This is a genomic window from Ruegeria sp. C12, from assembly GCF_056537745.1.
The window spans coordinates 95,952-121,281 of sequence record NZ_JBQFSA010000006.1 but is presented as its reverse complement, the minus strand read 5'-3'; the positions used below and the strand labels follow the sequence as shown (position 1 = coordinate 121,281).

Genomic DNA, 25,330 nt, shown 5'->3' with positions numbered 1-25,330 from the left:
GTCACCCCGATACCACTACGCCGCCGTCAACGGCCATGCACTGCCCGGTCATGGCGCGGCTGGCCTGAGACGCCAGAAACAGGGTCGGTGCGATCATGTCCTCGGGCGTCAGGTGTTCTTTCAGGCATTGGCGATCCATATGGGCGGCCAGATCTTCGGGCGTGGCCCACATATCCAGTTGTTTCTGCGTCAGCACCCAGCCCGGGGCCAAGGCGTTCACTCGGATGTTCTGCGGCCCCAATTCGCGCGCCAAGGACCGCGTCATGCCGGTGATCCCAGCATTCGAGGTCGTGTAGATCGGATAGCCCGCATTGCCCATCATGTAACTGATCGAGCTGAAATTGACGATGGCACCGCCCTTATCCTGCATTTGTCGCGCGGCTTCCTGACAGGCGAAGTAATAGGCCTTGAGGTTGACCTCGATCATCCAGTCCCAGAACTCGGTGGTGGTTTCTTCCAGCGAGTGGCGTTTGTCATTGGCCGCGTTGTTGATCAGCACATTCAGGGGTCCATGCGCCTCGGCGGCTTTTTGCATGGTGGCGTGCAACAATTCGGTGTCGGTCATGTCGCCCTGCATGAACAGCGGGGTGCGACCGTGTTTATCACGCATTTCTTCGACAAAAGCGCTGGCGTCCGAGCGGCCGATGAAGGCAACGTTTGCCCCTTGCGCCAGGAACCCATCCGTTAGGGCTGCACCGACGCCCGAGCCGCCGCCGGTGATATAGACAGACGCCCCGTTCAGGTCATGGAATGTGGCGGGTTGGGTCATCAATGGCTCTCTCTGGTCACAAGGCGGGTATCTTTGCCGACAAGGAAATCAAGGTCTGCGCCCTGATCGGCTTGCAGCACGTGGTCGATATAGAGTTTTGCATAGCCGCGGGTGTAGTGCGGGTCGTCCGGTTGCCATGCCGCGCGGCGGGCGTCCAGTTCCTTTTCATCGACCAGAAGTTCCAACTCGCCCTTACTGGCCGAAACGCGGATGCGGTCGCCGGTTTTGACCAACGCCAGAGTACCGCCCGCCTGCGCCTCGGGGCTGACATGCAGAATGACAGTGCCATAGGCGGTCCCCGACATGCGCGCGTCGGAAATGCGGATCATGTCGCGCACGCCTTCTTTCACCAGCTTGGCAGGGATCGGCATATTGCCGACCTCGGGCATGCCCGGATAACCCTTGGGGCCGCAGCCTTTGAGCACCAGAATGGTCTCAGACGTCACCGGCAGGTCATCACGGTCGATATTGGCTTTGAGGTCTTCGATATTCTCAAAAACGTAAGCCTCGGCTTCGGTTTCCAGCAAGGCATCTGTGGCCGCCGAAGGCTTCACGATGGCCCCGTTCGGTGCCAGATTGCCCCGCAGCACGCGTAGGCCAGCGGCGGGTTTCACCGGACCATTGAAGGGTCGGATCACGTCATTGTTGAAACATTCAGCCCCTTCGTAATGGGCCGAGATATCCTTGTTCAGCACCGTTTTTGCCGGGCGCAGGAAGGGCTTGAGTTCGTTCAGAACCACCGGCACGCCGCCTGCATAACAGAAATCCTCCATCAGGTACTTGCCCGAAGGCATACAATTGACCAGCAGGGGGATTTCGGAACCGATCTCAAAGTCTTTCAACGTCAGGTCCACGCCCACCCGACCCGCCAACGCGAGAAGGTGAACCACCGCGTTGGTCGACCCACCTACGGCGGCGTTGGCGAGGATGGCATTCTCAAACGCCTCTTTGCTCAGAATGTCGGATGGTTTGAGGTCTTCATCCACCATCTCGACAATCCGCTTGCCGGTCAGATGCGCCAGCGCCATGCGGCGGGCGTCAACGGCAGGCAGGGCGGCATTGGTGGGCAGGGACATGCCCATCGCCTCGACCAGAGAGGCCATGGTGCTAGCCGTGCCCATGGTCATGCAAACCCCTGCGCTGCGCGACATACCAGATTCGGCGTTCATGAAGTCCTGCAGCGTCATCTCTCCGGCGCGCACGGCCTCGGAGAATTTCCAAACGTCGGTGCCCGAACCGATATCCTGCCCGCGATACTTGCCGTTTAGCATTGGGCCGGAACTGACCACGATCGACGGCAGATCGACTGACGCAGCGCCCATCAACTGCCCCGGCGTGGTCTTGTCACACCCGCCCAGCAGCACGACGCCGTCGATGCCATAGGCACGGATCGATTCCTCGACATCCATGGCCAGCAGGTTGCGGAACAGCATGGCGGTGGGTTTCATTTGGGTTTCGCCCAGCGACATGACGGGGAATTCCACCGGAAACCCTCCGGCCTCCCACACGCCGCGTTTGACGCCCTCGGCCAGATCGCGCAGGCCTGAGTTGCAGGGGGTAAGTTCGGACCAGGTGTTGCAGATGCCGATGATGGGCCGCCCGTCAAAGGCGTGATCGGGGAAGCCCTGGTTCTTCATCCAGGACCTGTGGATGAACCCATCCTTGTCGAGCTTTCCGTACCAATGCGCTGAGCGGCGTTTCTTTGTCATTCTTGTCAGCCTTCTACTCTTGGGGTCAGGCGGCCTTGGCGGGTTTGCACCAGTCCGGCAGCCAGTCGGTATGCGCAATCAGTAGATCGTCAACTAAGTTTCGGATCTGGCGCAGGTCCAACTCGGCAGCGGTGTGGGGGTCCATCATGGCAGCATGATAGATATATTCCGGGTTCTGCTCGACCAAAGCGCGCACCGTTAGTTCCTGCACATTGATCTGCGTCCGCATCAGCGCGATCAGTTGGGGTGGGATATCGGTCACGACCGAAGGCTGCACCCCGTTGCTGTCCACCAGACAGGGGGTCTCGACCGCAGCGCCAAGGGGCAGTTGCGGGATTTGGCCAGTGTTGGGCAGGTTGCCATAAGCCACATAGGGCGTGTCGGTGACGATAGCGTTCATGAGATCGGCGGCGAATTCATGGCTGCGGGTGACAGTGATGTCACGGCCATCGGTCAGCGTCTTGGCCTGCTCTTTCCAGTTGGCGACCTGTTCAATGCAGCGGGTGGGGTATTCGTCCAGCGGGATCGAGAATTGCTCGATCAGATCCGAGCGCCCGTCCTTGATGAACCACGGAACGTATTCGGCCAGATGTTCCGAGCTTTCGGTGCAGAAATAGCCAAGATGGTCCATAACCTCATAACGCACCTTGTTGGGACAACGCGGCATCAGCAATGGCGGTTTGGGCAGGCGACCGCTGGCATAGCCTTGCCGCAGCGCGGGGTAAAGGTCGCGGCCTTGATGTTCCAGTTTCAGGAAAAAAGCGACGTGATTGACGCCCGCAACCTTGTAGCGGAATTCGTCCTTAGGCAGGTCCAGATCATGGGCCAGTTCCTCGACCGTGTTCTGGACCGAGTGGCACAGGCCCACCTGTTTCAGCGCCGAGAATTGTTCCGCCAGCGCCCATGTGTTGATCGCCATCGGATTGACGTATTGCAGCAGCGTCGCGTTGGGGCAAAGCTGCATCATATCTCGCGCCACGTCCCACAGAACTGGAACCGTGCGGAGCCCGCGCATGATGCCACCGACTCCCAGCGTGTCGGCAATGGTCTGGCGCAGGCCGTATTGTTTAGGAATCTCGAAATCGGTGACCGTGCAGGGCTCATACCCGCCGATCTGGAAGGCGGTTATGACAAAGTCGGCCCCGTCCAGCGCGGCGCGGCGGTCAATATGCGTTGAAACGGTTGCGCCCGAACCGACCGAGCGGATCATGGCGCGGGCCACCGCTTCGCTTTCTGCCAGACGTTCGGGATTGATATCCATCAGCGCAAAGTGGCTGTCGGCCAGCGCAGGGGTCAGCAGCGCGTCGCCCACGATGTTCTGCATGAAGATCGTTGAGCCCGCTCCGACAAAGGCGATTTTGGTCATTTTGCAAACCTTTGGTTTGACGTTATTTTACGGCACCGAGGGTCAGGCCCGCGATGAAGTGTTTCTGCATCAGGAAGAACATGGCCACCGGCGGCAGAGCCGCGACGATGGAACCGGCACTCATCAATTGATAGGCGGCGCGGAATTGCGCGTTGAAACTGGTGATACCTGCGGTGACAGGCTGGCTTTCGGCACCCTGGGTCAGGACCACGGCCCAAAAATAGTCGTTCCAGATAAAGGTGAAAATTAGCACGCTGAGCGCCGCGATCGCGGGCTTCATCAGTGGCAGAACCACGTACCAGAAGATGCGCCATTCGCTGATACCCTCGACCCGCGCAGCCTCGATCAGTTCAAAAGGCAGGGCGCGGATGAAATTGCGCATGAACAGGGTACAGAATCCGGTCTGGAAGGCGATGTGGAACAAGACCAGCCCGGTTTTGGTGTTGTAGAGACCTAATTCCAGCGTCAGGTCGCGTACGGGAACCATCAGAATCTGGAACGGCACGAAATTGCCCGCGACAAACATGAAGAAGATCCAGAGGTTCGATTTGAACTTGTATATCCCCAGCGCGAACCCGGTCATGCAGCTAAGCGCGACACATCCGATCACCGTTGGGATGGTGATCAGGAAAGAGTTCATCAGATAGCGCGGCATGTCCGAGTTGAAGAAGACCTGCCCGTAGTTGAACGCGCCCTCAAAGCTGGACGGCATGCCCCAGTAGTTCGCATTGGTAAAATCCGCAGCGGGTTTGACCGAGAACAAGGCGACCGCCAGCAGAGGGCCAAGCCACAACAGAAGGGCGACCGGCAACATGGCCTGATAGGTGATCTGCGCCGCGCGGGGTTGTTTTTCGATGGGTTTGGGAAACATCTCAGTGCCCCTTTTCTTCGCGATACATCGACCACAGGAAGTAGGCGATGAAGCAGAGCATGATCAGGAACAGGATCACCGCGATGGCAGCGCCGTATCCCATGCGGAAGCCGTATTCGGACAGGGCGACCTCGAACATATAATAGGCCAGCACGCGGGACGACCCGAACGGCCCCCCTTGGGTCATGATCGAAATCAGGTCGAACGACCGCAGTGCGCCGATGATGGTGACGACGAAGGCAATAAAGGTGGCCGGGCGCAGTTGCGGCAGGATGATGTGCCATAGCATCCGCCCGCCCTTTGCACCGTCCAGCCGTCCGGCCTCGATCTGTTCGGGGTCCACGGCGTTCAGGCCGGTCAGGTAGAGGATCATGCAGTACGCGGTCTGCGGCCAAAGGCCCGCGAAGATGATGCCGTAGGTGACGAACCTCTCATCGCCCAGCACGTTGAGCGGGCCCATGCCAAAGAAGCCAAGAAACTCGTTCAGCAGACCAAAGGTCGGATCATAGAACCATGTGAAAACGAGGCCGACAACGACCTGAGAAATCACGAAGGGGAAGAAGAACAACGATTTATACAGGCGGATGCCCCAGACTGTTTGGTTCAGGAACAGCGCAATGAACAGGCCCGCCGGGATGGCCAGCAAGTAAAGGAGCAGCCAGATCAGGTTGTTTTTCAGCGAGATATAGAACGCATCCCGGTCAACCCATTCCCAGTAAAGGTCCTCGTAGTTGCGGAAGCCCACATATTCCGCAGCCCCCAGCCCGTCCCATTCATAAAGCGACAGGTTGAAGGACTGGAAAACCGGGATGATCACATAGACCATAAAGAACAGCAGACCCGGGGCCAGAAACAGCCACGGCGCGATGCGCTGTTGGTTGCGGTGGAACCAGCTTTCCTGTTCTGGGGCGTCTGCGGCAATGGTCATGGCGGCATTCCGGCTGAGGGGTGGCGGGATGAAGCCCGCCTTACATTTGCAGTTTGGCGTAGGCCGGGCTTCAGCCCGGCCCTGTCCGTTTAGTTGTCGTAGATGCGCTGACGTGCGCGCTCCAGCTTGGCCAGGATACGATCAGCATTGTCCGGCTTGACCATGAATTCCTGGAAGCCTTCCATCGACACCTTTGCCATTTCGGCAGGCGCGTCACGATCCCAGAACTGGGCAACGCCGCCCGGGCTGTTCGACGACAGCATGGTAAAGCCCTGCTGCAGGAACTTGTCATCATCCACAGCAGACTGTGCGTTCACCGGCAGCTGCCCGAGGTTTGCACCGTTGTTGATCTCGGTCTGCTCATCCGCAGAAACCGCAAAGCGCAGGAATTCGCGCGCGGCTTCCTTGTTCGAGGCATTGGCAGGGATGTGGAACGTGTCGGTCGGCGCGTCTTCGGCCAGTTCGACATCGGGGTTGATGGCGACGAACTGGTAGAAGTCCAACTGGTCATCGGTCAGGCCAGCCTCACGCAGCGGGGCGACAGCAAAGTTGCCCATCAGATAGGCCGTGGCCTCGCCATTGACCATGAAGGGCAGGGCCTCTTGCCAGCTATAGGTCTGGTGGTTGTCGATGAACGCACCCATATCGATCAGCTGCTTCCAGTTGGCGAAGGTCTGCTTGACCCGGTCGTCCTCCCAGCTGATTTCGCCATTGGCGAGCTGGTTGTGGAAGTCGAAACCGTTGGTGCGCATGTTCAGGTAGTCGAACCAGCCACCGGCGGTCCACAGGAACTTGGTGCCGATGGTATAGCAGGCACGACCGGAATCGACGATCTTCTGGCAGTTGGCCAGTTCTTCTTCCCAGGTGGTCGGCTCGGTCAGGCCCAGTTCATCAAAGATGTCTTTGCGATAGTAAACGCCCCACTGGTAGTAGGTATAGGGCACGCCCCACTGTTTGCCGTCGATGGTCATCGCGCCCTTGGTCGAGGCGAGGTTGTCGGCAATCTCAGGCTCGGCCCACAGGTCGGAAACATCTTCGAAAAGCCCCGCCTCGACATAAGGTTTCATCCGGTTGGCCGCGTACCAGGTGGCCACATCAGGCGTATCCGCCGTCAGGAAGTTGCGGATCTGGGTCTTGTAAGCCTCGCGGTCGATCACGGTGGTCTCGATCTCCAGCCCCGGGTGCTGCTCTCCGAACCGCTCGATCATCGCTTCCATCGTCGCGCGCGGCGCCGGGTTCGATGTATCGAGGAAGATTCGCAGTTCACCGGTCAACTCGGCCGCAACAGGCGCGGCAAGTGCCACACTGGCCGCCAAAGCAGCCGCAGTGCGCTTGAACATGGAATGCATGGTTTCCTCCCTTAAGCTTCCATTTTGTAGTTCCAAATATTGAAACCTAGTTTTATATATTGAAAACTACACATCGACTCGGCTAGTCTTGTCAAGACCCTGATGAGAATGGCGGCGGTCAAACGGAGGAGAACAGGCACCCGTGGCAGGTGACGGAACAATAGGCAAAGCATGTGATGTGCTGGATCAGGTGGCGTCGTTCGGGCGCCCCGTGCGGTTTGCGGAATTGCTGGACCGCAGCACCTTTCCCAAGGCGACACTGTATCGGTTTCTGCAAACCCTGACCAATCAAGGCATGCTGTCGTATGAGCCCGAGCGTCAGACATATACCCCCGGTTTGCGGCTGGTGCGGTTGGCACATACCGCCTGGACCCAAAGCTCTCTGGCCCCGATTGCGCGCCCTTTTCTGGATGCGCTCAGCCAGGAAACGGGCGAGACGGTGCATCTGGCGCAGCTTGATTCCAGTCAGGTCCTGTATGTCGACAAGCGCAACGCGGCGCAGCCGGTCGAGATGTATTCGCAAGCCGGCAAAGTCGGCCCGGCCTATTGCACGGGCGTCGGCAAGGCGATGATGGCCTTTCTGGATGAAGACGCTTTGAACAAGGCGGTGTCGCAGCAAAGCTACCACCGTTTCACGGACAAAACGCTTGCGTCCGAGCAGGCGCTGCGGGCCGATCTAGACCTGATCCGCCAGCGCGGTTTCGCCGTGGATGACGAAGAACACGAGCCCGGCATTATCTGTATCGCTTGCCCGATTCTGACCTCGGGCGGGCGAATGCTGGGTGCGATTTCCGTGACCGGTTCAACAGATCGAATGAATTTTGAGCAATTGGAAGCCTGGGTTCCCCGGGTTCGGCGCGTGGCCGAACAGATCGGGGCCGAGGCGCAGGCGTGGCGGTTCCCCGAAACCCGCCGGGATGCCTATAGCGATAGGATGCAAGGGACATGACAGGTGTAACTCTGAACCAGGCGATCAAACGGTATGGCCAGACTCAGGTCATTCACGGCATTGATCTGCAGATCGAAGATGGCGAATTCTGCGTGTTCGTCGGCCCCTCGGGCTGTGGCAAGTCCACGCTGCTGCGGATGATCGCGGGGCTTGAAGAGACGTCCGAAGGCCAAATCCATATCGGCGCGCGCGAGGTGACCCATATGGACCCAGCCAAGCGCGGCGTGGCAATGGTGTTTCAGACCTACGCGCTCTATCCGCATATGACAGTGGCCGAGAATATGGGCTTTGGGCTGCGCATGAACGGCGTGGCCAAGGGTGAGATCGACAAGAAGGTTCAAGACGCCTCGAACATCCTGAAGCTGGATCAATACCTGAAACGCAAGCCCAAGGCCCTGTCCGGCGGGCAGCGTCAGCGCGTTGCCATCGGTCGTGCAATCGTGCGCGGCCCCGAGGTGTTTCTGTTTGACGAACCGCTGTCGAACCTCGACGCCGAATTGCGGGTCGAAATGCGGGTCGAAATCGCCCGTCTACATCAGGAAATCGGCGCGACGATGATCTACGTAACCCACGATCAGGTCGAGGCGATGACAATGGCGGACAAGATCGTCGTGCTGCGCGATGGCCGGATTGAGCAGGTGGGTGCCCCCATGGACCTGTACCGCGATCCTGATAACCGCTTTGTTGCCGGTTTCATTGGCTCGCCCGCAATGAACTTCCTGGACTGCGACTATGCCGACGGCCATGTCACGCACCCCGCACTTAGCCAGCCCTTGCCGGTTTCAGCCTCGGTTCCTGCTGGTCTGTCGAAGGTAACCTTGGGCATGCGCCCCGAACACATCCAGATCGACCGCTCTGCCGAAACCTGCACGGTTGATCTGACCGAAGCGCTGGGTGGGGTGTCATATTCCTATCTGCTGACACCCAATGGCGACAAACTGATCGTCGAGGAACGCGACGACCAACGCAGCACAACGGGCGAGCGCATCGGCATCTCGGTCCAGCCCGAGCGTGCGATGGTGTTTGATCCCGAGACAGGTCAGCGGTTTCGCTAAGCGGCGGGCCCGTCGCTTGCATCCGACATCCTTCGCGACCTGATCCTGCCACCCGTGGCAAAACGCGCGCCCTTGGGTGATTGATTCCAATCCAAACCTCATTTATGGGAGGCCCTGTCAAAACAGAGTCACCCAGGGGCGATAGCATTGGTCTGCCCCTACCGCGCCACGCTGATGTGGCCCCAACTCTTGGATCGCACGCCCCGAAAGGCTTAAAAAAGGTAAAAGAATATGGCAGATAAATCGAACTTCGACATATTGTATACCATTGTAGACGAAGCGCCCGAACTGGCCAGCGCGTCGTTTCTGCCCATCATTCGCAAGTTCGCCTCGGCGGCGGGTGTCAGTGTTGGCACTAAGGATATTTCGCTGGCAGGCCGTATTCTGGCAACCTTCCCGGAAGACCTGACAGACGCGCAGCGCATCACCGATGATTTGGCCGCTCTGGGTGAGTTGGTGAAGACACCGGATGCGAACGTGATCAAGCTGCCGAACATCTCGGCATCGGTACCCCAGCTTGTGGCGGCCATCGAGGAACTGCAATCGCAGGGCTATGACATTCCGAACTACCCCGAAGAACCCTCGACCGACGAGGAAAAGGCGATCCGCGCGCGCTATGACGCGATCAAAGGCTCGGCCGTAAACCCGGTTCTGCGCGAAGGCAACAGCGACCGCCGCGCGGCGCGGGCGGTGAAGAACTATGCCCAGAAGAACCCGCATTCGATGGGTGAGTGGTCCTCGGACAGCAAAACCAAAGTGTCGTCCATGCCGGGTAACGATTTCTACGCAAACGAGAAATCGGCGACCATTACTGCGGCACAAGCCGGTGATGCGAAGATCGAATTTGTCGGCAAGGATGGCAGCGTGACCGTTCTGAAAGACGGCTGGCCGCTTGCGACGGGCACCGTTGCCGACGCAACTTTCATGTCGGTCAAGGCGCTGTCTGCGTTCCTGGCGGACGCGATCGAGGACACCAAGACAGACGGCACTATGTTCTCGCTGCACATGAAGGCCACGATGATGAAGGTCAGCGACCCGATCATCTTTGGCTATGCGGTCAAAGCGTGGTTGGCCCCGGTGTTCGAGAAATTCGGTGCCGAGCTGGACGCACTGGGCGTGAACCCGAACTCAGGCCTTGGCGACCTGCTTGAGCGTGTTCAGGACAATGCCGACATCATGGCGGCCATTGACGCGATCAAGGGCGACCGTCCGTCCATGTATATGGTCGACAGCGACAAAGGCATCACCAACCTGCACGTGCCCTCGGATGTGATCATCGACGCCTCGATGCCCGCCGTGATCCGCGCGGGCGGCAAGGGCTGGGACGAGACCGGTGCCAAGGGCGACACCAACTGCGTGATCCCCGACCGCTGCTATGCGCCGGTTTATGATGAATCCATCAAGTTCTTCAAAACCAACGGCGCGCTGAACCCGGCCACTGCCGGTGCGGTCGCAAACGTCGGCCTGATGGCACAGAAGGCCGAGGAATATGGCTCGCACCCGACCACATTCCAGGCCCCTGCTGATGGCACCATCCGCATCGTTCTGGCCAATGGCGAGACGCTGCATTCGCATGAGGTCGAACAGGGCGACATCTGGCGGTCCTGCACCGTCAAGAAGGCCCCCATCGAGAACTGGATCCAACTGGCGATGGATCGTCAGCGCCTGACGGGGTCCGAGGCGATTTTCTGGCTGGACGCCAACCGCGCCCATGACGCCGAGCTGATCAAATACGTGACACCAGTGCTGGAAGCTGCAGGCGTAGCGGACAAGTTCCAGATCATGGCCCCGCGCGAGGCGACCCGCCAGTCGTTGGAAACCATCACGGCAGGCAATGACTCGATTGCCATCACCGGCAACGTGCTGCGCGACTACCTGACCGACCTGTTCCCGATCCTGGAACTGGGCACCTCGGCCAAGATGCTGTCCATCGTCAAGCTGATGAATGGCGGCGGTCTGTTCGAAACCGGCGCGGGGGGTTCGGCCCCGAAACACGTGCAGCAGCTGGTTGAGGAAAACCACCTGCGCTGGGATTCGATGGGTGAGTTCTGCGCGCTGGGTGAATCCCTGAACTTCCTGGCCGACAACAAGGGCAACGCCAAGGCGGGTGTACTGGGTGCCGCAGCCGAGGCCGCGACGCAGGGCATTCTGGACAACAACCGCTCGCCCAGCCGCAAGGTCGGCCAGCCCGACAACCGCGACAGCCACTATTGGTTCGCGCGCTACTGGGCCGAAGCACTGTCCGCGCAGTCGGACGATGCGGAACTGGCGGCAGAGTTCGCACCCGTCGCGGCAGACCTGGCAGCGAAGGAAGAGCAAATCCTTAGCGAATTGGCCAGCGCGCAAGGTGCAGCGGCTGACCTGGGCGGTTACTACCATACCGATCCGACAAAAACCGCTGCGGTGATGCGCCCCAGCGCAACACTCAACGCGATCATAGGCTAAACCAAAGCCGACCGGATAACCGTGCTTCGGCCCGGTCACTGATCGAGCAAAACCAAAAAGGGCGGGCCTTTATCGGCCTGCCCTTTGTTTTTCGTTTCCAAATTAATTAAGGTTTAAGGAAAAAGCACAACTCAAGGTTCAGTTTGGCAACACTCACGCAGCCGTTGAAAAAGCTTGAACGACTTGTCTTGCATTTCAGGAATGCGTGCAGATTATCAGAGACTTAACGCCCATGCGCCTCGGTCGCTGGGCCAAGGGCAGAGTTTCTACATGAACGGGAGCAATCATTTGGACAGCGTTGGGCGTGGCGAACGGTTAGGCCGGATTCTGTGCTTGATCCCGGCTTTGTACTTTTTTGCCACGGCGGCTTACGCTCTGGTCAACTTCGCCGAATACGCCGCCGGCACCGCGCGGTTGCTGCGCTATGTTCTGATTCCGGCTGCATTGGGCCTGTTTTTGGTGCTTGCTGCAGTGTTCACACGACGCGACACACGGCTGATGGTCGGGATTTGCATGTCCACCTTGTTGGCGACGCTATTTCTGTTCGAAGGCTATATCAGCGTCAAATCTCTACAAGGCGAATTGGGGTCGGTCGGCATTGTGAAGGACGATGTTGATCTGGCACCGTATCTGCAAAACCTGCCGCCCGCTGCGACGTTGAAAAGCGTCAATAACGCAGTCGAACTGAAACAGTTGAGCAAGGCGGTTTTGGCACCGCAGCCCAAGAACCAGATGTTTCTGTGTTCGCTGGATGGCCAGCCGGTCACGTATGAGCCCGACAGGTTAGGGTTCCGGAATCCCGACTCTGTCTATGATGGCGACATTGAGGTTTTGGTGCTGGGGGACTCGTTTGTTGAGGGGTTCTGCCTGCAAGACGGTGAACACCTTGCGGACCAGTTGCGCGCCTATTCCCCCAACTTGTTGAATCTGGGGCACCGCAGCGCCGGGCCCTTGTTCGAACTGGCGGTCTTGGGGCGCTATGGCCCGGCCTTTGAGCCGGATTTGACGATAATGGTGTTCTTTGCAGGCAATGACTGGCGAAACCTGAACCGCGAACTGACAATGCCGTGGCTTGCACAAGCTCTGGAAGACGGGGTGGATTTCGGGCCTGTCGCCAAATCGGATCAGCAGATTGCAACGCTGACAGATCAGATTGATCAACAGTGGGGCAGCATGGACTTGTCCCTGAGCCACTATTTCCAATCCAGACGTGTTGTTCGAAACTTCCTCGCCTTGCAAAAAACGGCCAAGCTGTTGGGGCTTCACTACCCGCAGGCGGTCGCGCCACAACCCGAGTACAAGGATATTCTCAGCCTCGCTGAGGACATAGTGGCGCAATGGGGGGGCGAGCTTGTTATCGTCTTCGTGCCCCCGGTCGACCGTTTTAGTGGTTTGATTTCGCAGGACTTCCTGCACGACCCGCTCAGAGACTTGGTTCAAAGCGCCGCCGACGAGGTTGGGCTGGCGGTGATCGACCTGACAGATCAGTTTGAAGCGCATCCCAGGCCCAAGGATTTGTACGCGTCAGACGCGCATTTCAGCCCGGCCGGGGCGTCGCTGGCGGCCGAGGCCATCGCAGCAGGATTGCAACAAAGGGGGTTTATGAACTGAGCCGTTGGTGACGGTGCTGCTTATGGAAGCGCACATAACGCTTTAAGTATTTGTAATTAATTGTCAATTTATAGCCGATGTGAGTTCAAATAGGTGAAGCTGACGATCAAAGTAGATTCGAAATGATTGAAGCTATTCCTTCAACAATAATCTGGAAACCGCACTTTCCGTCACAAACCAGTGGCAATCCAAGACTTCGCAGGCTCATTCTTTAGAATTGTGAACTACATCATTGTTCCGTTGTTTGATTTGTAGCAGGTATTTTTAATGAAAGTTGTTCATGTGATTACGGGCACCAATGTTGGGGGTGCCCAAATTATGTTGCAAAGATATTTAGCGGCGTTGGGATCTGACGCCCGCGATCATTCGGTGGTCTCGTTGATGGGTGACGGCGTTATTGCAGAGCCGATCCGCTCTTTGGGGGTCAATGTCACTTCGCTGAATTTGCGGGAAGGGCAGGTGACGCCGGGCTCGCTGGTGAACCTGCGGCGCGCAGTCAAGGAACACGCTCCGGACGTCGTGCATGGATGGATGTATCACGGATGCATGGCAGCCTGGGCGGCAATTGCCGGGCGCATCACTTCGAAACCCGGCCTTGTCTGGGCGGTGCACCATTCCTTGCAGGACATTCAGAACGAGAAACGCTCAAACCGCATTCTGATACGCGCGCTGGCCAAACTGTCAGGCTTTGCCGGGCAGATTACCTATTGTTCGGACGTATCGCGCAAACAGCACGAGGCTATTGGGTTCTCGGGCGCGAATTCGGCGCTTATCCCCAATGCGATCGACACCAATGTGTTTCGCCCGGACGATGCGGCGCGCAAGCGGCTTGAGGATCTGTGCGGCGTAAACGACGACCGGTTTTTTGTCGGCAATTTTGCCCGCAGCCATCCGATGAAGGATCATGTTTCGATGGTCAGGGCAACGGCAAAGCTGCTTGAATCGGGCTACGATGTGCATGCGGTAATCTTTGGGCAGGGCACCACGACAAGCCCTGCGGTGGCCGAGGCCAGTGCTTTGGGCATTAGCGACAGGGTCAGCGCATTCGAAGGCCGACCCGATGTGGAAAAACTGGTGCCGGGCCTCGATATTTTTCTGCTGTCTTCAGCCTGGGGCGAAGCCTTCCCACTGGCGGTGGCCGAGGCAATGGCATGCCAGGTTCCCTGCGTCGTAACGGATGTGGGTGACAGCGGCTTTCTTGTCGGCAACTCCGGGCTTGTCGTTCCACCGGCTGATCCGGACGCTCAGTCCGGGGCCGTGGCGCAACTTCTGGATGCGGGGCCGGGCAAGCGCGCGGAATTGGGCCAACTGGCCCGTGAAAGAATTAAGTCGGAATTTTCTGCCGAGAGGTATATACAGTTGCACGAGGATGCCTATCTTAAGGCGATGTATGTTAAGGCGTCGAGCAATAGTGGTTTGTCGAAGTCTGCCTAGGTTTCTGTGAACTCAGGCTGGCGGGCTCGGTTATTCGGCAAATGCACGTTCGAGCCCCGGAAGTTTTAAGAGTGAGTGTACCGCTATCGCGGTAAAAGGGTTTGAATATGACGGTTCAAGAGAGAATTGAACATACAGTTGTGTCGCAAAGTGAAGGTCGCGTCGGATTAGATGGCGTTTCGCACATTGTGCGAAGACATATGCCAATGATGCTGGCCATTGTTGCGGTGGTCGTCGGGATTACATTCCTGGCGGTTCGCCTGCTCGAGCCACGCTACCGCACAGTTTCAACCGTTGTCATGACGATGCTCGAGACCCGGGTCAGCGCGACCGAGGTTGAACTGGAAACCTTTGAACTGACCCGCGCAGTTATCGAAACCGAGATGGATATTCTGCGGTCCCGCGAGTTTGCGGCAGATGTGGCCGAAGCAATGTCATTGTTCAATGATCCGACCTTTGTGCCATATGCGGATCCTGGAACGCCCGGCTCAACAGCAGATCGCAGAGAAAAGGTCATCGACAAAACGCTGGGGTCGTACAAGGTGGTTCGCCGGGGCGAAAGCCTGGCCATCGAGATTATCGCAACATCCAACGACCCGCTTCTGGCCGCCAAGTTTTCGAACACCGTTGCCGAGACCTATATCCTGCGCTCAAAGCTGAAGCGGACCGAGTTGATTTCGGACTCCATCACCTTTCTGCGGACGCGGGTCAGTGAATTGGGCGAAGAACTCTCGCAATCCGAACTGCAACTGGCGGCGTTCATTCGGCAAAACAAACTAGATGATTTGACCCTGCCTGACAGGTTGCGGGCTGAAAACGACCGCCTGTCTTCGATCTATGATGCCGTCAAGGACGACGAGGCGCTGAAAGACGAATCCGACCGTGTTGCGAAGGAACTGGCCGAGATTCAGGTCGCACTGCATGAGCGCACACGCTCGGAACTGGCCTTGATGCGGATGGAGCGGTCGATTGAACTGCTGCGCCTCAGGTATCAGAACTCAATCGAAAAGCTGAATGAGCTTGAGACACAGTTGGAGTTTGCCGGTCAAGGCGCGCGTCAGGTCTCATTCGCGCGCATTCCTGTTGAGCCGTATTGGCCAAACCCGCGTGTTGCGGTTGCGGTCAGCGGTGTTGCCGGTCTGGCCTTGGCCTTCATCGCAGCGCTGTTGCTGGAAGGCCTGAACTACCGTCTTTGGAGCGAACGCCAGACCGCCCGAATCTCCGGCCTTGCAAATTTCGGGTTCCTGCCAAGCATCAAGGAACGCACATTTTTCGGACGCGAGAATTCGTCGTCCTGGTTCCTCGAGGGCGACGCGACCCCGTCCTTCTTTCAGGCGCTGCGCGGGTTCCTGACGCTTTGGTTCAATCTGGTCACGGATGGCAAGATCGTCATGATCACATCCGGCCTTCCCGGCGAAGGAAAATCCACCGTCGCCGTTTCCATCGCTGCGGCCGCTGCAAAAGAGCAGATGAAAGTTCTGGTGCTTGATCTGGACAACCACAAAAGAGGCGCGACCAAGCTTGTTGGGTCGGATGCCAAACCCGCAAGCGCCGCGGATGTTTTGGCAGATAAAGTTGTACCTCAGCCGGTTGTCGTCAACGGCGAGACTGCGTTCCACCTTCTGTCGCTGCACATGCTGGACGATCAGTCGCCGGCCAATGCAAAAAGCACGCTCAAGCGCCTGAACACCAAGCTGCGCAAGCATTTCGATCTGGTAATCGTGGACACTCCGCCAACTCTGATCGTGCATGATGCGTGCCGGCTGGGCGACCTTGTCGACAAAACCCTGATCGTTGTGCGTTGGGGCAATACCAGCGAGGCCGTCCTGCGCGACACCGTGGACAAGCTGGAGCGTAACGGAATTGACGTCACGGGAACAATTATCAACGACGTGAACACCCGCAAGCACAGGAGATATGGTTATGGCGGTGGCGCCGACTATTATTCCTACAATAAGTCAGGCTACTACTAAGCTGATTGCGCGCGCGTCGACCGTCATTGCCCTGAGCGTTGCTTTGTTTTTGGCGCAAGATGTCGCGGCAGAGTCTGCCTTTCCGGGTGCCGTAGGCTATGGCGCTGGTGCTGTCGGCTGGAAGGGCGGCAGTGTTCTGACTGTGACCAACCTAAACGACAGTGGTCCGGGGTCGCTTCGGGAATGTGCCGAAGGCAACGGCCCCCCGCGCGTATGTGTCTTTGCGGTTAGCGGGACTATCGACCTGACGAACGCGATTTGGGTTGGACCAAACACCTATATCGCCGGACAGACTGCGCCCGGGGATGGCATACAGCTGCGGATTGTCGAAGGGAAAGTCGGCACGCTGATATTGAAGAACGTGAACGATGTCGTGGTGCGCTTTCTGAAGGCGCGTCCCGGGGTGACGGATGAACAGTCATCGGTTGTGGATGCGGTAACGGTAGAAAACGGTCAGCGCGTCTATCTTGGCAACCTGTCCCTGGCGTTCGCCTCGGACGAGACGGTCAACATTCACGTCTCGAACGCGACCGCGCAGGACATAACACTGGCGGACAGTATTGTTGCGCTTAGCCTGGATCGTTCGAACCATCCCAAAGGGCGCCATTCAAAAGGGGCGCTGATCTGCTCGGACGAAGGTCCCACGAATGCGTGCGGGCGGATTTCATTGATCCGAAATCTGTTTGCGCATCACCGCGACCGGCAGCCGGACATCAAGGCAACTGATATTGGCCCGGTCGAGGTCATCAACAACGTTTTCTACAATCCAATCAGCCAGTTTGGCGAGTTCTACGACCTGCTGGGCGACGCTTCTATCGCCTATATCGGGAACGTCGCCCTGACCGGCCCCGATACCATCCGCAAAACGCCCGAAGCCGTTCAGGTGTTCGAGTGGGAGGATGACTACGCCGTTGCTCTTTGGGCCGAGGGCAACATTGCAGACACGCCCGACGGCTGCCGCGCGCGCCGGTTCGAGGTTTTGGACGTGACCGCCATACAGCAACAGGTTCCTCCCGGAAGCTGGCCGTTGACGACAGATCCCCTCCCGGCCGCCGAAGCGCTTGAAACGGTGCTGAGCCGGTCAGGGGACCGGATCGAAGGGCACCGCGAACCGGACAGTTTGGATGCGGCTATTATCGGGGATGTTCAAAACTGCACCGGTCAGATCATCGACGAGGTCGAGCAAGTTGGCGGCTGGCCCGATATTACGTCTGACAATCCGGTCGCCGACAGCGATCTGGACGGTTTGCCCGATGCTTGGGAAGAAACCCGCGATGGGCTGGATCCCAACCGCATTGATGATCCGTGGGCTTTGGATCCGCAAACGGGGTTGAGCCATGTTGAAACATGGCTTGCCATCATGGCCGGAGACCTGTCTTGACTGCGCGCCTGTCATCCGGGCTTCGCGATGAGCCGTTGAAAAAGCGCCTTCTGCGCAATCTCAAGTGGATTTTCTCGGCACAGGTTGCGGTTGCTCTGCTTGGAATGGTCTATCTTGCCTTTGGCGCGCGCGCATTGGGTGCGGCGGGGCTGGGGCTGATTGCTGTTCTGGAGGCCTACAGCCGAATTATGGCCAGATTGCTGCATCTGGAGCCGTGGCAGGCCGTCATTCGACATGCCAGTACGGCGCTGGAAAACGATGAGGTGGATCGCTTCGGACGGTTGATCGGCCTGTCCGTGCTCGTGGACTTGGCTGGCGGAGTGCTAGCGGCCACCGTGGCATTTCTTCTCGCGCCCATTTTGGCACCATTGCTTGGACTGGAAGACACCTATTTCTGGCTGTTGCCGGTCGGGGCGGCAGCCTGTGTCCTGTCGCTGCGGGCGACAGGTATTTCACTGCTTCGCATCTATGACCGCTTTGACATTCTGGCCAAACTGGACAGTGCAACAGCGGCGTTTCGGGCGTTTCTGGCAATCATGGCCTGGGTATTGGACTTGGGTCTTGTGGGGTTTGCCGCGATTTTCGTTCTCATAAGTCTGCTGGACGGCACATTGGCCTATCTGGTGGGCCTGACCCAGATGCGAAAACGCGGACATCGGTTGCAGTTTGGCGGTATCCGGGAAACGCTGGCCGAGAATCCGGGATTCCTGCGGTTCATGTGGAACAGCAACCTCTCGGTCATTTTACGCCAAACCTCGCAACGGTTGGACGTCATTATTCTTGCCGCAATGGTTCCGGCAACTGCGGTTGGCTACTACCATATCGCGCGGCGCTGCGGAGATGCGGCACTGCGACTGGGTCGCCCGCTCAGCCAAACGATCTACCCGGAATTCACGCGGCTTTCGGCACGCGGACAAGTCGCGAAGCTGGGGAAAATCCTGCGCAACATAAGCGCCGGATTTGCGGTGGTGCTGGTGCTGGTGCTGACACCGGTCATCTGGCAGCTGGATAAGATCATTCTGGCGTTCTTCGGGCCGGAATTCGGCCCTGCAGTTCCTGTTGTTGCAATTCAGGCTGTGGCCGTTGGGTTCTATCTGTTTGGCTGCATCGTCAACCCCGCGCTGCTGAGCCTGGAACAGGACCGCGCGATGGTCAGGATCGGTGCCCTAATTACCGGGCTGTTTTTTGTCCTGATATACCCGATGGTCACAACTTTCGGGGTAGCCGGGGCTGCTGCGTCGCACTTGATTTGTAACGCCATTTGGTTGGTTTTGTGTAGTATCGTGTTGAAACGGGCTGTCAGTGCAGCCGTCAACAAGGGGGTGCCTCGTGAAAGCTGACGCTTTGCACCAACCCGTCAAACCGGCTCAACACAGCGGTTTTCAGGTGCCGGATGTCTTCGGTTTCAGACGCGCCGGTTTGACAGGGCTGGAAGGGTTCTTTCTGTTCCTTGTGGTTGCTTTGGCACCCATCAATTACCTGCGCTTGCAAGCGGTCTATTTCACAGCCTCTGACGCCTGCGCGGTGATCGCCGTTATTGTTCTGGTGTCTCAGCAACGTCTGCCTCTCAACTACTTTGGCCGCGCCAGTGGCATGTGGTATCTGTCCTTTTTCCTTTTCGCCGGGGGGCTGACTATAAGCTCGCTGGTAAACGGCAATCCGGTCGAACTGGTCACCGTGGTATCGCAGTATTTCTTTTCGCTGATGCTGCTACCCTTGTTGCTGGGGGCACGAAGCTACCCGCAGGTGATCGCATTGCTGCGGGTGCTGATCGTGTCCATCACCTTTGTGATGGTATTCGGCGCCTATATCGTTCACTTCGTCGAAGACGCGGGGCCGCGCCTGCTGTCTTACAACGGCAGGATGCGATCTCTGATCGAGCGTGAAAACGAATGTGCCACACTGGCCGCGATCGCGATCATCCTTACGTTGGGCTTGTACTATCTGAAAGAAATCAAGGCCATCTGGTTGGTCATATGTCTGCCGGCGCTCTATTACGGGGTCATTCTGACCGGATCGAACAGTGGCCTGCTGATCAGCACGCTTGGCACCATCATCATCGTTTTCCTATGCGGAACGAGGCGCAGCATTGTGATCACCCTGGTCGGGTTCCTGATCGCCCTGTTCTCGATGCTTGAATTTGGCCAGTATTTCCTGCCCGAAGTGTTTCAGGACCGGGTCCTTGGCGCGTTGGTTGATGGCGACATCAGCGAAGCCGGCACATTCGATGGCCGGTATTTCTTGATCCAAGAGGCATTGCATGTCGCGCAGGATACTCTGTTCCTAGGGCTGGGTGCCGAACAATACCGTACCGTCAGCGACCATGGCGCACCGGTTCACAGCATGTATCTTCTTGCGTTGACCGAGGGTGGGTTGATCTCGCTCCTCGGGCTTGTCGGCTTTATCCTGACAGGTATCTATCTTGCATGGCTGGCATTTGCATCCAACGGGTCCCGCAAGGTACCCGCGATCACACTGACCATCCTGATGGTCTACAGCGTCATGCTGAACATGTTTCCGGCCTTTTATCCCCGGTTCTGGAATGTTCCTCTGATCCTTGCACTATCGCTAAGCGCATCGTGCATGGCCGAGTTCAGAACCGGTCTGGCCAATCACCAAAACAATACTGCAACACCGCGTACCGGGAGGATCACGCATTGAAATTCATAAGACTTATTTTGTGCTGCGCCCTGATGTCGATGGGCTACGCCCCGGCAGTTGCGCATGCTGAAAGCTATGAGCTTCTTGAACATGACCGCCTGTTGCTGCGCGCGATGCGCTGGGACCCTGTTGTGTCGTCATTTGTTCAATGGGACGGGGTCTCGGGCGAATACAAAATCGGCCCGGACGGAACCTTGATGGTGCCGCTTGCGGGACAGATTCAAGCCACCGGGAATACGCTGGAGTCCCTCTCCAAGCTGATAGAAACGCGTTTGCGGCGGCAGGTGGGTCTTGCTGAACCGCCACATGTCGCGATTGAGGTGATCGACCATCTGCCCGTCTATGTTCTGGGCGATGTCACGGCCCCCGGCGCCTATCCGTTCCGGCCCGGTCTGACGGCACAGCAGGCTTTGGCCCTGGCTGGTGGCCCCTTGCGACCGCCATTGCAGCTGGGGTCCGGGAATGATTTTCAGACTCTCAGCTTGGGCGGCGAAATCCGTTTGCTGACCACGCAAATCGCAGCTTTGGAAAACGAGCGCGAGCGTCTTACGACCGATCTCGATGCCCTGTCTTCCGAGGATCAGGATGGAACCGCCGAGATCGGCGGGCTGGAAGGTCAAATCCTTGCGGCCACCCAGACGGCCCGCAGCGGGCAGGGGGTCAGCCTTCGCGAATTGCAGGAGGTTCAGGAGCAGCAGATCAAAAGCCTGGAAGAACAACTGAAGCTGCGCGAAGAACAGATCGAGTTTACGCGGAAAGATCTGGAAAGTGTGAATGAACTGAAGGAACGGGGGCTGGCGGTCAACGCGCGGGTCACGGCGCTGAATATCTCGCTCAGCAACCTGATATCCGAGCGGCTCAATCTGGAGATTGCGTTGCTGAATGCCAAGCAACAGCTCAACCGCGCGCAACGGGACGAATTGGCTTTGGTAGATACGGCCAGATCGCAGGCCCTGACCCGTCTTAATCAGGTTGAGCAAGAATTGCTCACGTTGCGCACGCGGCTTGCGACGGCACAGACCCTACATAATGAGGTGGTCGCGGCGGGTCTTGCAACTGATGCCGAGCCGGTGGGTGAAACCGTTATTGAATACAGCGTTACCAGAGAATCCAAGCTGTTGTCCGACGCATTTGATGCCGTTGGCGCATTGCTTCCCGGCGACACATTGGTCGTTAGCCGGACCGTTATTTTATCACCAAACACTGAATAGTCAGGAATATTGTTATGCCAAATCCCATCCGGGTGTTCTTTCCCTATGTCGGCGGGGATCAGATCGGGGGCAGTCATATCTCATCGCTGAGCCTTGTGGCGGCCCTTGATCGCGCGCGGTTTGAGCCCATCATTGCCTTGCATCGCGAAGCCGGTGATCTGGGGGAATATATCTCGTCCCTTGGGCTGGATTATCAGTTGATCACCGAGCCCGGCATTATTGCACCGTCTTACAGCCGTTCGGACAGTGACGCCTCACTTCCGAAATATCTGACCCGCTCGGTGCCCCGCTTTGTTCGAATTCTGAAACAGCTTAACATCGATATCGTCACCACAAATGACGGGCGCATGCATGCCAACTGGGCGCTTCCGGCGCGTTTGGCGGGGACCCGGTTTGTCTGGTATCATCGTCAGGGGCCTGATGCCTCGGGCATCAACAAGATTGCGCCGATCTTTGCCAACAAGATCCTCTCGGTTTCCGAATTTGCCCGTCCCATTAAACCGATCCGGCCAATAGATGACCGGTTCGAAGTTGTGCGCAGCCCGTTCGATTTTTCCAGCGATCCGCCCGAACATTCGACCTGTCACGCAGCCTTGTGCACGGAATTGGGCCTGCCCGAGAATGCGGTCTTGCTGGGGTATTTTGGCCTGCTCAACACAAGAAAACGGCCAGATCACTTCGTCCGCGCAGTGGCAGAGATTTCTGCCGCCATTCCGGACCGCCCCGTGCACGGGGTGGTGTTTGGTCAGGAAGAGACAGCCGATATAGGTTTGGCAGACACATGCCGGGATTTGGCGCGCACTTTGGGCATTACCGAACAAATCCACCTGATGGGTCACAGGTCGCCCATTGCTGAGGCCATGGCAGGTGTCGACGCGCTGTTGGTCACGGCACTGGACGAACCCTTTGGCCGGACATTGATCGAAGCCATGCATCTGGGAACACCTGTTGTGGCGACCAACCATGGCGGCAATCCCGAGGCAATCGAAAACGGTCGCAGCGGGTTTTTGGTGGATCCCTATGACCCGTCCGCATTTGTTAACCCCGTACGACAGCTTCTGGAGTCGCCGGACCTGAAAAAGTCAGTGACGGCAGCGGCACGAGATAACGTGCACCAAAGCATGAGCCGCGATGTGCATGTCGCTCGGGTCAGTTCAATTTATGAAAGCATTGTTAAGCGAAGGGGCCTGATTAATGCCGCTTGAAAGACAAATGGATTTTCTGATCATCGGTGCCGCAAAATGCGCGACGACCTGGTTGCAGATGTCGCTGATGGAGACGGAGGAAATTTTCATGCCGGATCCGGAACTGCATTATTTCTCTCGTGAATACGAACGCGGGCCGGATTGGTATGGCAGTTATTTTGAGGCCGCGGGCGGCGCTCAGCTGGTTGGTGAGAAATCGAACTCTTATATGACGGCACCCAAGGCGGCCGAGCGGATCAAACGCGATTGTCCGGGTGTGCGACTGATCGTTCAGATGCGCGATCCTGTGCAACGTGCCTATTCGGACTATTGCATGCTGTTTCGCCGGGGTGAGGTGAATGACGACATCTACGCTCATCTGGACCCGGACCGCGCCGCCGATCAACGGTTTTTGAATGACGGGCTATATGCCTTCCACCTGCGGCGCTTTTACGATCTGTTTCCGGCAGATCACGTTTTGCTGCTGGCTTACGAAGACGTCCGGACCGCTGCGCAAGAGCAGCTGGCCAAGGTCAGCGGCCATATCGGATTTGCGGGTACGCTGAACCCTCCGCTACAAACGCGCGTGAAGGATAAGGAAATTCCCTTGGTTCCGCGCGGGTTGCGCCGGGTGCTTGGCCCGGTAAGGCCGTTGCTGGATCCTGTCCGAAATACCTGGCCGGTGCAGGCCGTGCGCAATGCCGTGGCGCGAAAGGTGGAATACCCCCCATTGCCGGCCGATCTGTCCCGGAAAATGGCAGAGTTTTTTGCCAAGGACGCTGATGAACTGAATGGATATATGCCGGGAATATCGCGGCAATGGACCAGCCTGCAGGAGTTTGTGAAAACCGACGAGCCCGCGGTTCGCTCCGGTTCCCCTGACCCTTCGGTTGCTTAACAGGCTCTACGCCTCGTTTGCCGCCATTTGGATCGACAGTCCTGATGGCGGCAAGCTTTCGTGTTCGCTCATCAGCCCCATTTTCCGCAGCAATATCGTGTTGACCCGCGCGACATCGAACTCATTTTCCGCCCGATGACGCGCCTCACGACCCATAGTCGCAATCAGGCCTTGGTCTTCGACAAAACGCTGCATCGCGTCAGCAAGTTTCTGAGAGTTCCGCATCGGAACAATGAAGCCGGTTTGCCCGTCAGACACCGCATCTTCGCAACCCGGCGCATCGGTAGTTATGACCGCGCGCCCGGTTGACATCGCCTCGAGGATCGAACGCGGAATACCTTCGCGATACGCCGTCGGCAGCACAAAGATCGAGCAATCCCGCAGATAGGGGCGAACGTCATCCGTTTCCCCCAGATATTCGATATCGCCGTCCTTTTGCCATTGGGACAATTGCTCGGCACTGACCGAATTGGGGTTGTCGTCCAGCGGGCCCAAAAGCTGACACCGCGCATCCGGGTATTTCTGCCGCAGCATCCGGGCGGCCTCGACATATTCGAAAACGCCTTTGTACCGCAGCAGGCGCGCAACCATTAGAAAGACGGGCGGGCCGCTGGGTGGTTCAGAATGCTGGTAATGTTCCAGATTGACGCCCGAGCCGGGAATCTGAAGCATGGGAACGTCAGACGAGATCAGGCGTCGGGATCGGAACTCTGCCGCATCGACAGAGTTGTAGACAAAAACCTCATCCACGTCTTTCAGCGAAATGCGGTACAGGGCGACGGACAGTTTGCGCAACAGATTTCGGAAGAACGATTGATCGTCTTCCGAGAACACATATCCAAGCCCGGTACACATCGCATAGTTTTGCGGCACACCGGTCAGCCGCGCGGCAAGCCCGCTGAAGATCATCGGTTTCATGGTGTACGAGACCACCATGTCCGGCCGTTCGTCCCGGCAGATCCGGATCAGGGACCGAAGCGACGACAGATCCTGAAACGGGTTCAACCCGGCCCGTGACAAGGGAAATTGTCGGAACTCAATTCCCAGATCGGCCAAAGTAGCTTCGGTTTTGGGGTGCCGTTCCGGGCCGCAGGCAATAACATCTGCGCGCTGGGACAGTTCCTTGAGAATGTCATAGCGGAAGTTGGTCAGTGACGTCGTCAGGCTGCCGACGAACACGATTTTGGGTTTTCTTGTATGTGAATGCGGGCCCGCTGACGGATCACAACCCGAACCGGGCGAGAGGTTAGAAAAATCACTCATCAACAAATGTTCACACTAAGATCTGACGTTAATTTTATGCTGGTTTAGGCTGTCTTTCATGTCAAGCGAACCAAGTATAGGGCCGAGTTCACAGTTAGGCGAACATCGCGAAAAAAGGCAGAGCACGAACAGATCGCAGCCCGCGTCAAGCTTTTGGATCGCGTCGATTTCTTGTTCAAAAACAGAGCGATGGGAATATGACCAGAGCAGGCGAAAATCAGCTGAACTTGGATCAGTATCGATTTGACGGTTCACGCGATTGTTAAGTCTTCG

19 protein-coding genes are annotated in these 25,330 nt (G+C 57.7%); 12 read left to right on the top strand and 7 right to left on the bottom strand.

The annotated features are described in order from the left end of the window. Position 1: 1 nt before the first annotated feature. From ACR0C9_RS13085 to ACR0C9_RS13060, 6 genes are all read right to left on the bottom strand, one after another. Positions 2-769, bottom strand: coding sequence for an SDR family oxidoreductase (locus ACR0C9_RS13085; RefSeq protein WP_170453793.1), 768 nt, complete (start codon positions 767-769; stop codon positions 2-4). Further along, positions 769-2,478, bottom strand: a complete 1,710-nt coding sequence (locus tag ACR0C9_RS13080; RefSeq protein ID WP_170453792.1) for an IlvD/Edd family dehydratase — start codon at positions 2,476-2,478, stop codon at positions 769-771. Before ACR0C9_RS13080 ends, ACR0C9_RS13085 begins: the two co-directional genes overlap by 1 nt. 25 nt (positions 2,479-2,503) lie before the next feature. Next, the gene (melA, locus tag ACR0C9_RS13075; protein WP_170453791.1) at positions 2,504-3,844 is read right to left on the bottom strand and encodes an alpha-glucosidase/alpha-galactosidase; all 1,341 of its coding nucleotides are present in this window, start codon (positions 3,842-3,844) and stop codon (positions 2,504-2,506) included. A gap of 22 nt (positions 3,845-3,866) precedes the next feature. Further along, a complete protein-coding gene (locus ACR0C9_RS13070; RefSeq protein WP_170453790.1) occupies positions 3,867-4,715 on the bottom strand; it encodes a carbohydrate ABC transporter permease in 849 nt (282 codons plus the stop codon). A gap of 1 nt (position 4,716) precedes the next feature. Continuing rightward, positions 4,717-5,643, bottom strand: a complete 927-nt coding sequence (locus ACR0C9_RS13065) for a carbohydrate ABC transporter permease (RefSeq protein ID WP_170736103.1) — start codon at positions 5,641-5,643, stop codon at positions 4,717-4,719. An 89-nt stretch (positions 5,644-5,732) separates the two neighbouring features. Next, positions 5,733-6,992, bottom strand: a complete 1,260-nt coding sequence (locus tag ACR0C9_RS13060; RefSeq protein ID WP_170453788.1) for an ABC transporter substrate-binding protein — start codon at positions 6,990-6,992, stop codon at positions 5,733-5,735. A gap of 142 nt (positions 6,993-7,134) precedes the next feature. Here ACR0C9_RS13060 and ACR0C9_RS13055 point away from each other — a divergent pair, with 142 nt between their 5' ends. The 12 genes from ACR0C9_RS13055 (at position 7,135) to ACR0C9_RS13000 (ending at position 23,794) form a co-directional block, all read left to right on the top strand. Beyond that, entirely contained in the window at positions 7,135-7,941 is an 807-nt protein-coding gene (locus ACR0C9_RS13055; protein ID WP_480781193.1) for an IclR family transcriptional regulator, read from the top strand. Beyond that, the gene (locus ACR0C9_RS13050) at positions 7,938-8,996 is read left to right on the top strand and encodes an ABC transporter ATP-binding protein (RefSeq protein WP_480781192.1); all 1,059 of its coding nucleotides are present in this window, start codon (positions 7,938-7,940) and stop codon (positions 8,994-8,996) included. The genes ACR0C9_RS13055 and ACR0C9_RS13050 overlap by 4 nt, the downstream gene beginning before the upstream one ends. Before the next feature lie 231 nt (positions 8,997-9,227). Next, a complete protein-coding gene (locus ACR0C9_RS13045) occupies positions 9,228-11,441 on the top strand; it encodes an NADP-dependent isocitrate dehydrogenase (protein WP_480781191.1) in 2,214 nt (737 codons plus the stop codon). 201 nt (positions 11,442-11,642) lie between these two features. After that, complete coding sequence (locus ACR0C9_RS13040; RefSeq protein ID WP_480781190.1) at positions 11,643-13,052, top strand: GDSL-type esterase/lipase family protein; 1,410 nt, start codon at positions 11,643-11,645, stop codon at positions 13,050-13,052. A gap of 267 nt (positions 13,053-13,319) precedes the next feature. Continuing rightward, positions 13,320-14,486, top strand: a complete 1,167-nt coding sequence (locus tag ACR0C9_RS13035) for a glycosyltransferase (protein ID WP_480626700.1) — start codon at positions 13,320-13,322, stop codon at positions 14,484-14,486. Positions 14,487-14,692: 206 nt separating this feature from the next. After that, positions 14,693-16,459: a polysaccharide biosynthesis tyrosine autokinase gene (locus ACR0C9_RS13030; RefSeq protein ID WP_170622159.1), complete on the top strand. Its 1,767-nt coding sequence runs from the start codon at positions 14,693-14,695 to the stop codon at positions 16,457-16,459. Continuing rightward, positions 16,410-17,840 carry a pectate lyase family protein gene (locus ACR0C9_RS13025; RefSeq protein ID WP_480781189.1) on the top strand — a complete coding sequence of 477 codons (1,431 nt, stop codon included), beginning with the start codon at positions 16,410-16,412 and terminating at the stop codon, positions 17,838-17,840. The genes ACR0C9_RS13030 and ACR0C9_RS13025 overlap by 50 nt, the downstream gene beginning before the upstream one ends. Beyond that, positions 17,837-19,180 carry a lipopolysaccharide biosynthesis protein gene (locus ACR0C9_RS13020; RefSeq protein ID WP_170453780.1) on the top strand — a complete coding sequence of 448 codons (1,344 nt, stop codon included), beginning with the start codon at positions 17,837-17,839 and terminating at the stop codon, positions 19,178-19,180. The genes ACR0C9_RS13025 and ACR0C9_RS13020 overlap by 4 nt, the downstream gene beginning before the upstream one ends. Beyond that, positions 19,170-20,501, top strand: a complete 1,332-nt coding sequence (locus tag ACR0C9_RS13015) for an O-antigen ligase family protein (protein ID WP_170453779.1) — start codon at positions 19,170-19,172, stop codon at positions 20,499-20,501. The genes ACR0C9_RS13020 and ACR0C9_RS13015 overlap by 11 nt, the downstream gene beginning before the upstream one ends. A 32-nt stretch (positions 20,502-20,533) precedes the next feature. Beyond that, positions 20,534-21,712, top strand: a complete 1,179-nt coding sequence (locus tag ACR0C9_RS13010) for a polysaccharide biosynthesis/export family protein (protein ID WP_480781188.1) — start codon at positions 20,534-20,536, stop codon at positions 21,710-21,712. 14 nt (positions 21,713-21,726) lie between these two features. After that, a complete protein-coding gene (locus ACR0C9_RS13005; RefSeq protein WP_480781187.1) occupies positions 21,727-22,917 on the top strand; it encodes a glycosyltransferase family 4 protein in 1,191 nt (396 codons plus the stop codon). Between the two features lie 7 nt (positions 22,918-22,924). Then, positions 22,925-23,794, top strand: coding sequence for a sulfotransferase family protein (locus ACR0C9_RS13000; RefSeq protein WP_480781186.1), 870 nt, complete (start codon positions 22,925-22,927; stop codon positions 23,792-23,794). A gap of 6 nt (positions 23,795-23,800) precedes the next feature. Here the strand turns inward: ACR0C9_RS13000 and ACR0C9_RS12995 are convergent, their stop codons facing one another. Beyond that, a complete protein-coding gene (locus ACR0C9_RS12995; RefSeq protein ID WP_170522846.1) occupies positions 23,801-25,057 on the bottom strand; it encodes a glycosyltransferase family 4 protein in 1,257 nt (418 codons plus the stop codon). Between the last annotated feature and the right edge of the window lie 273 nt (positions 25,058-25,330).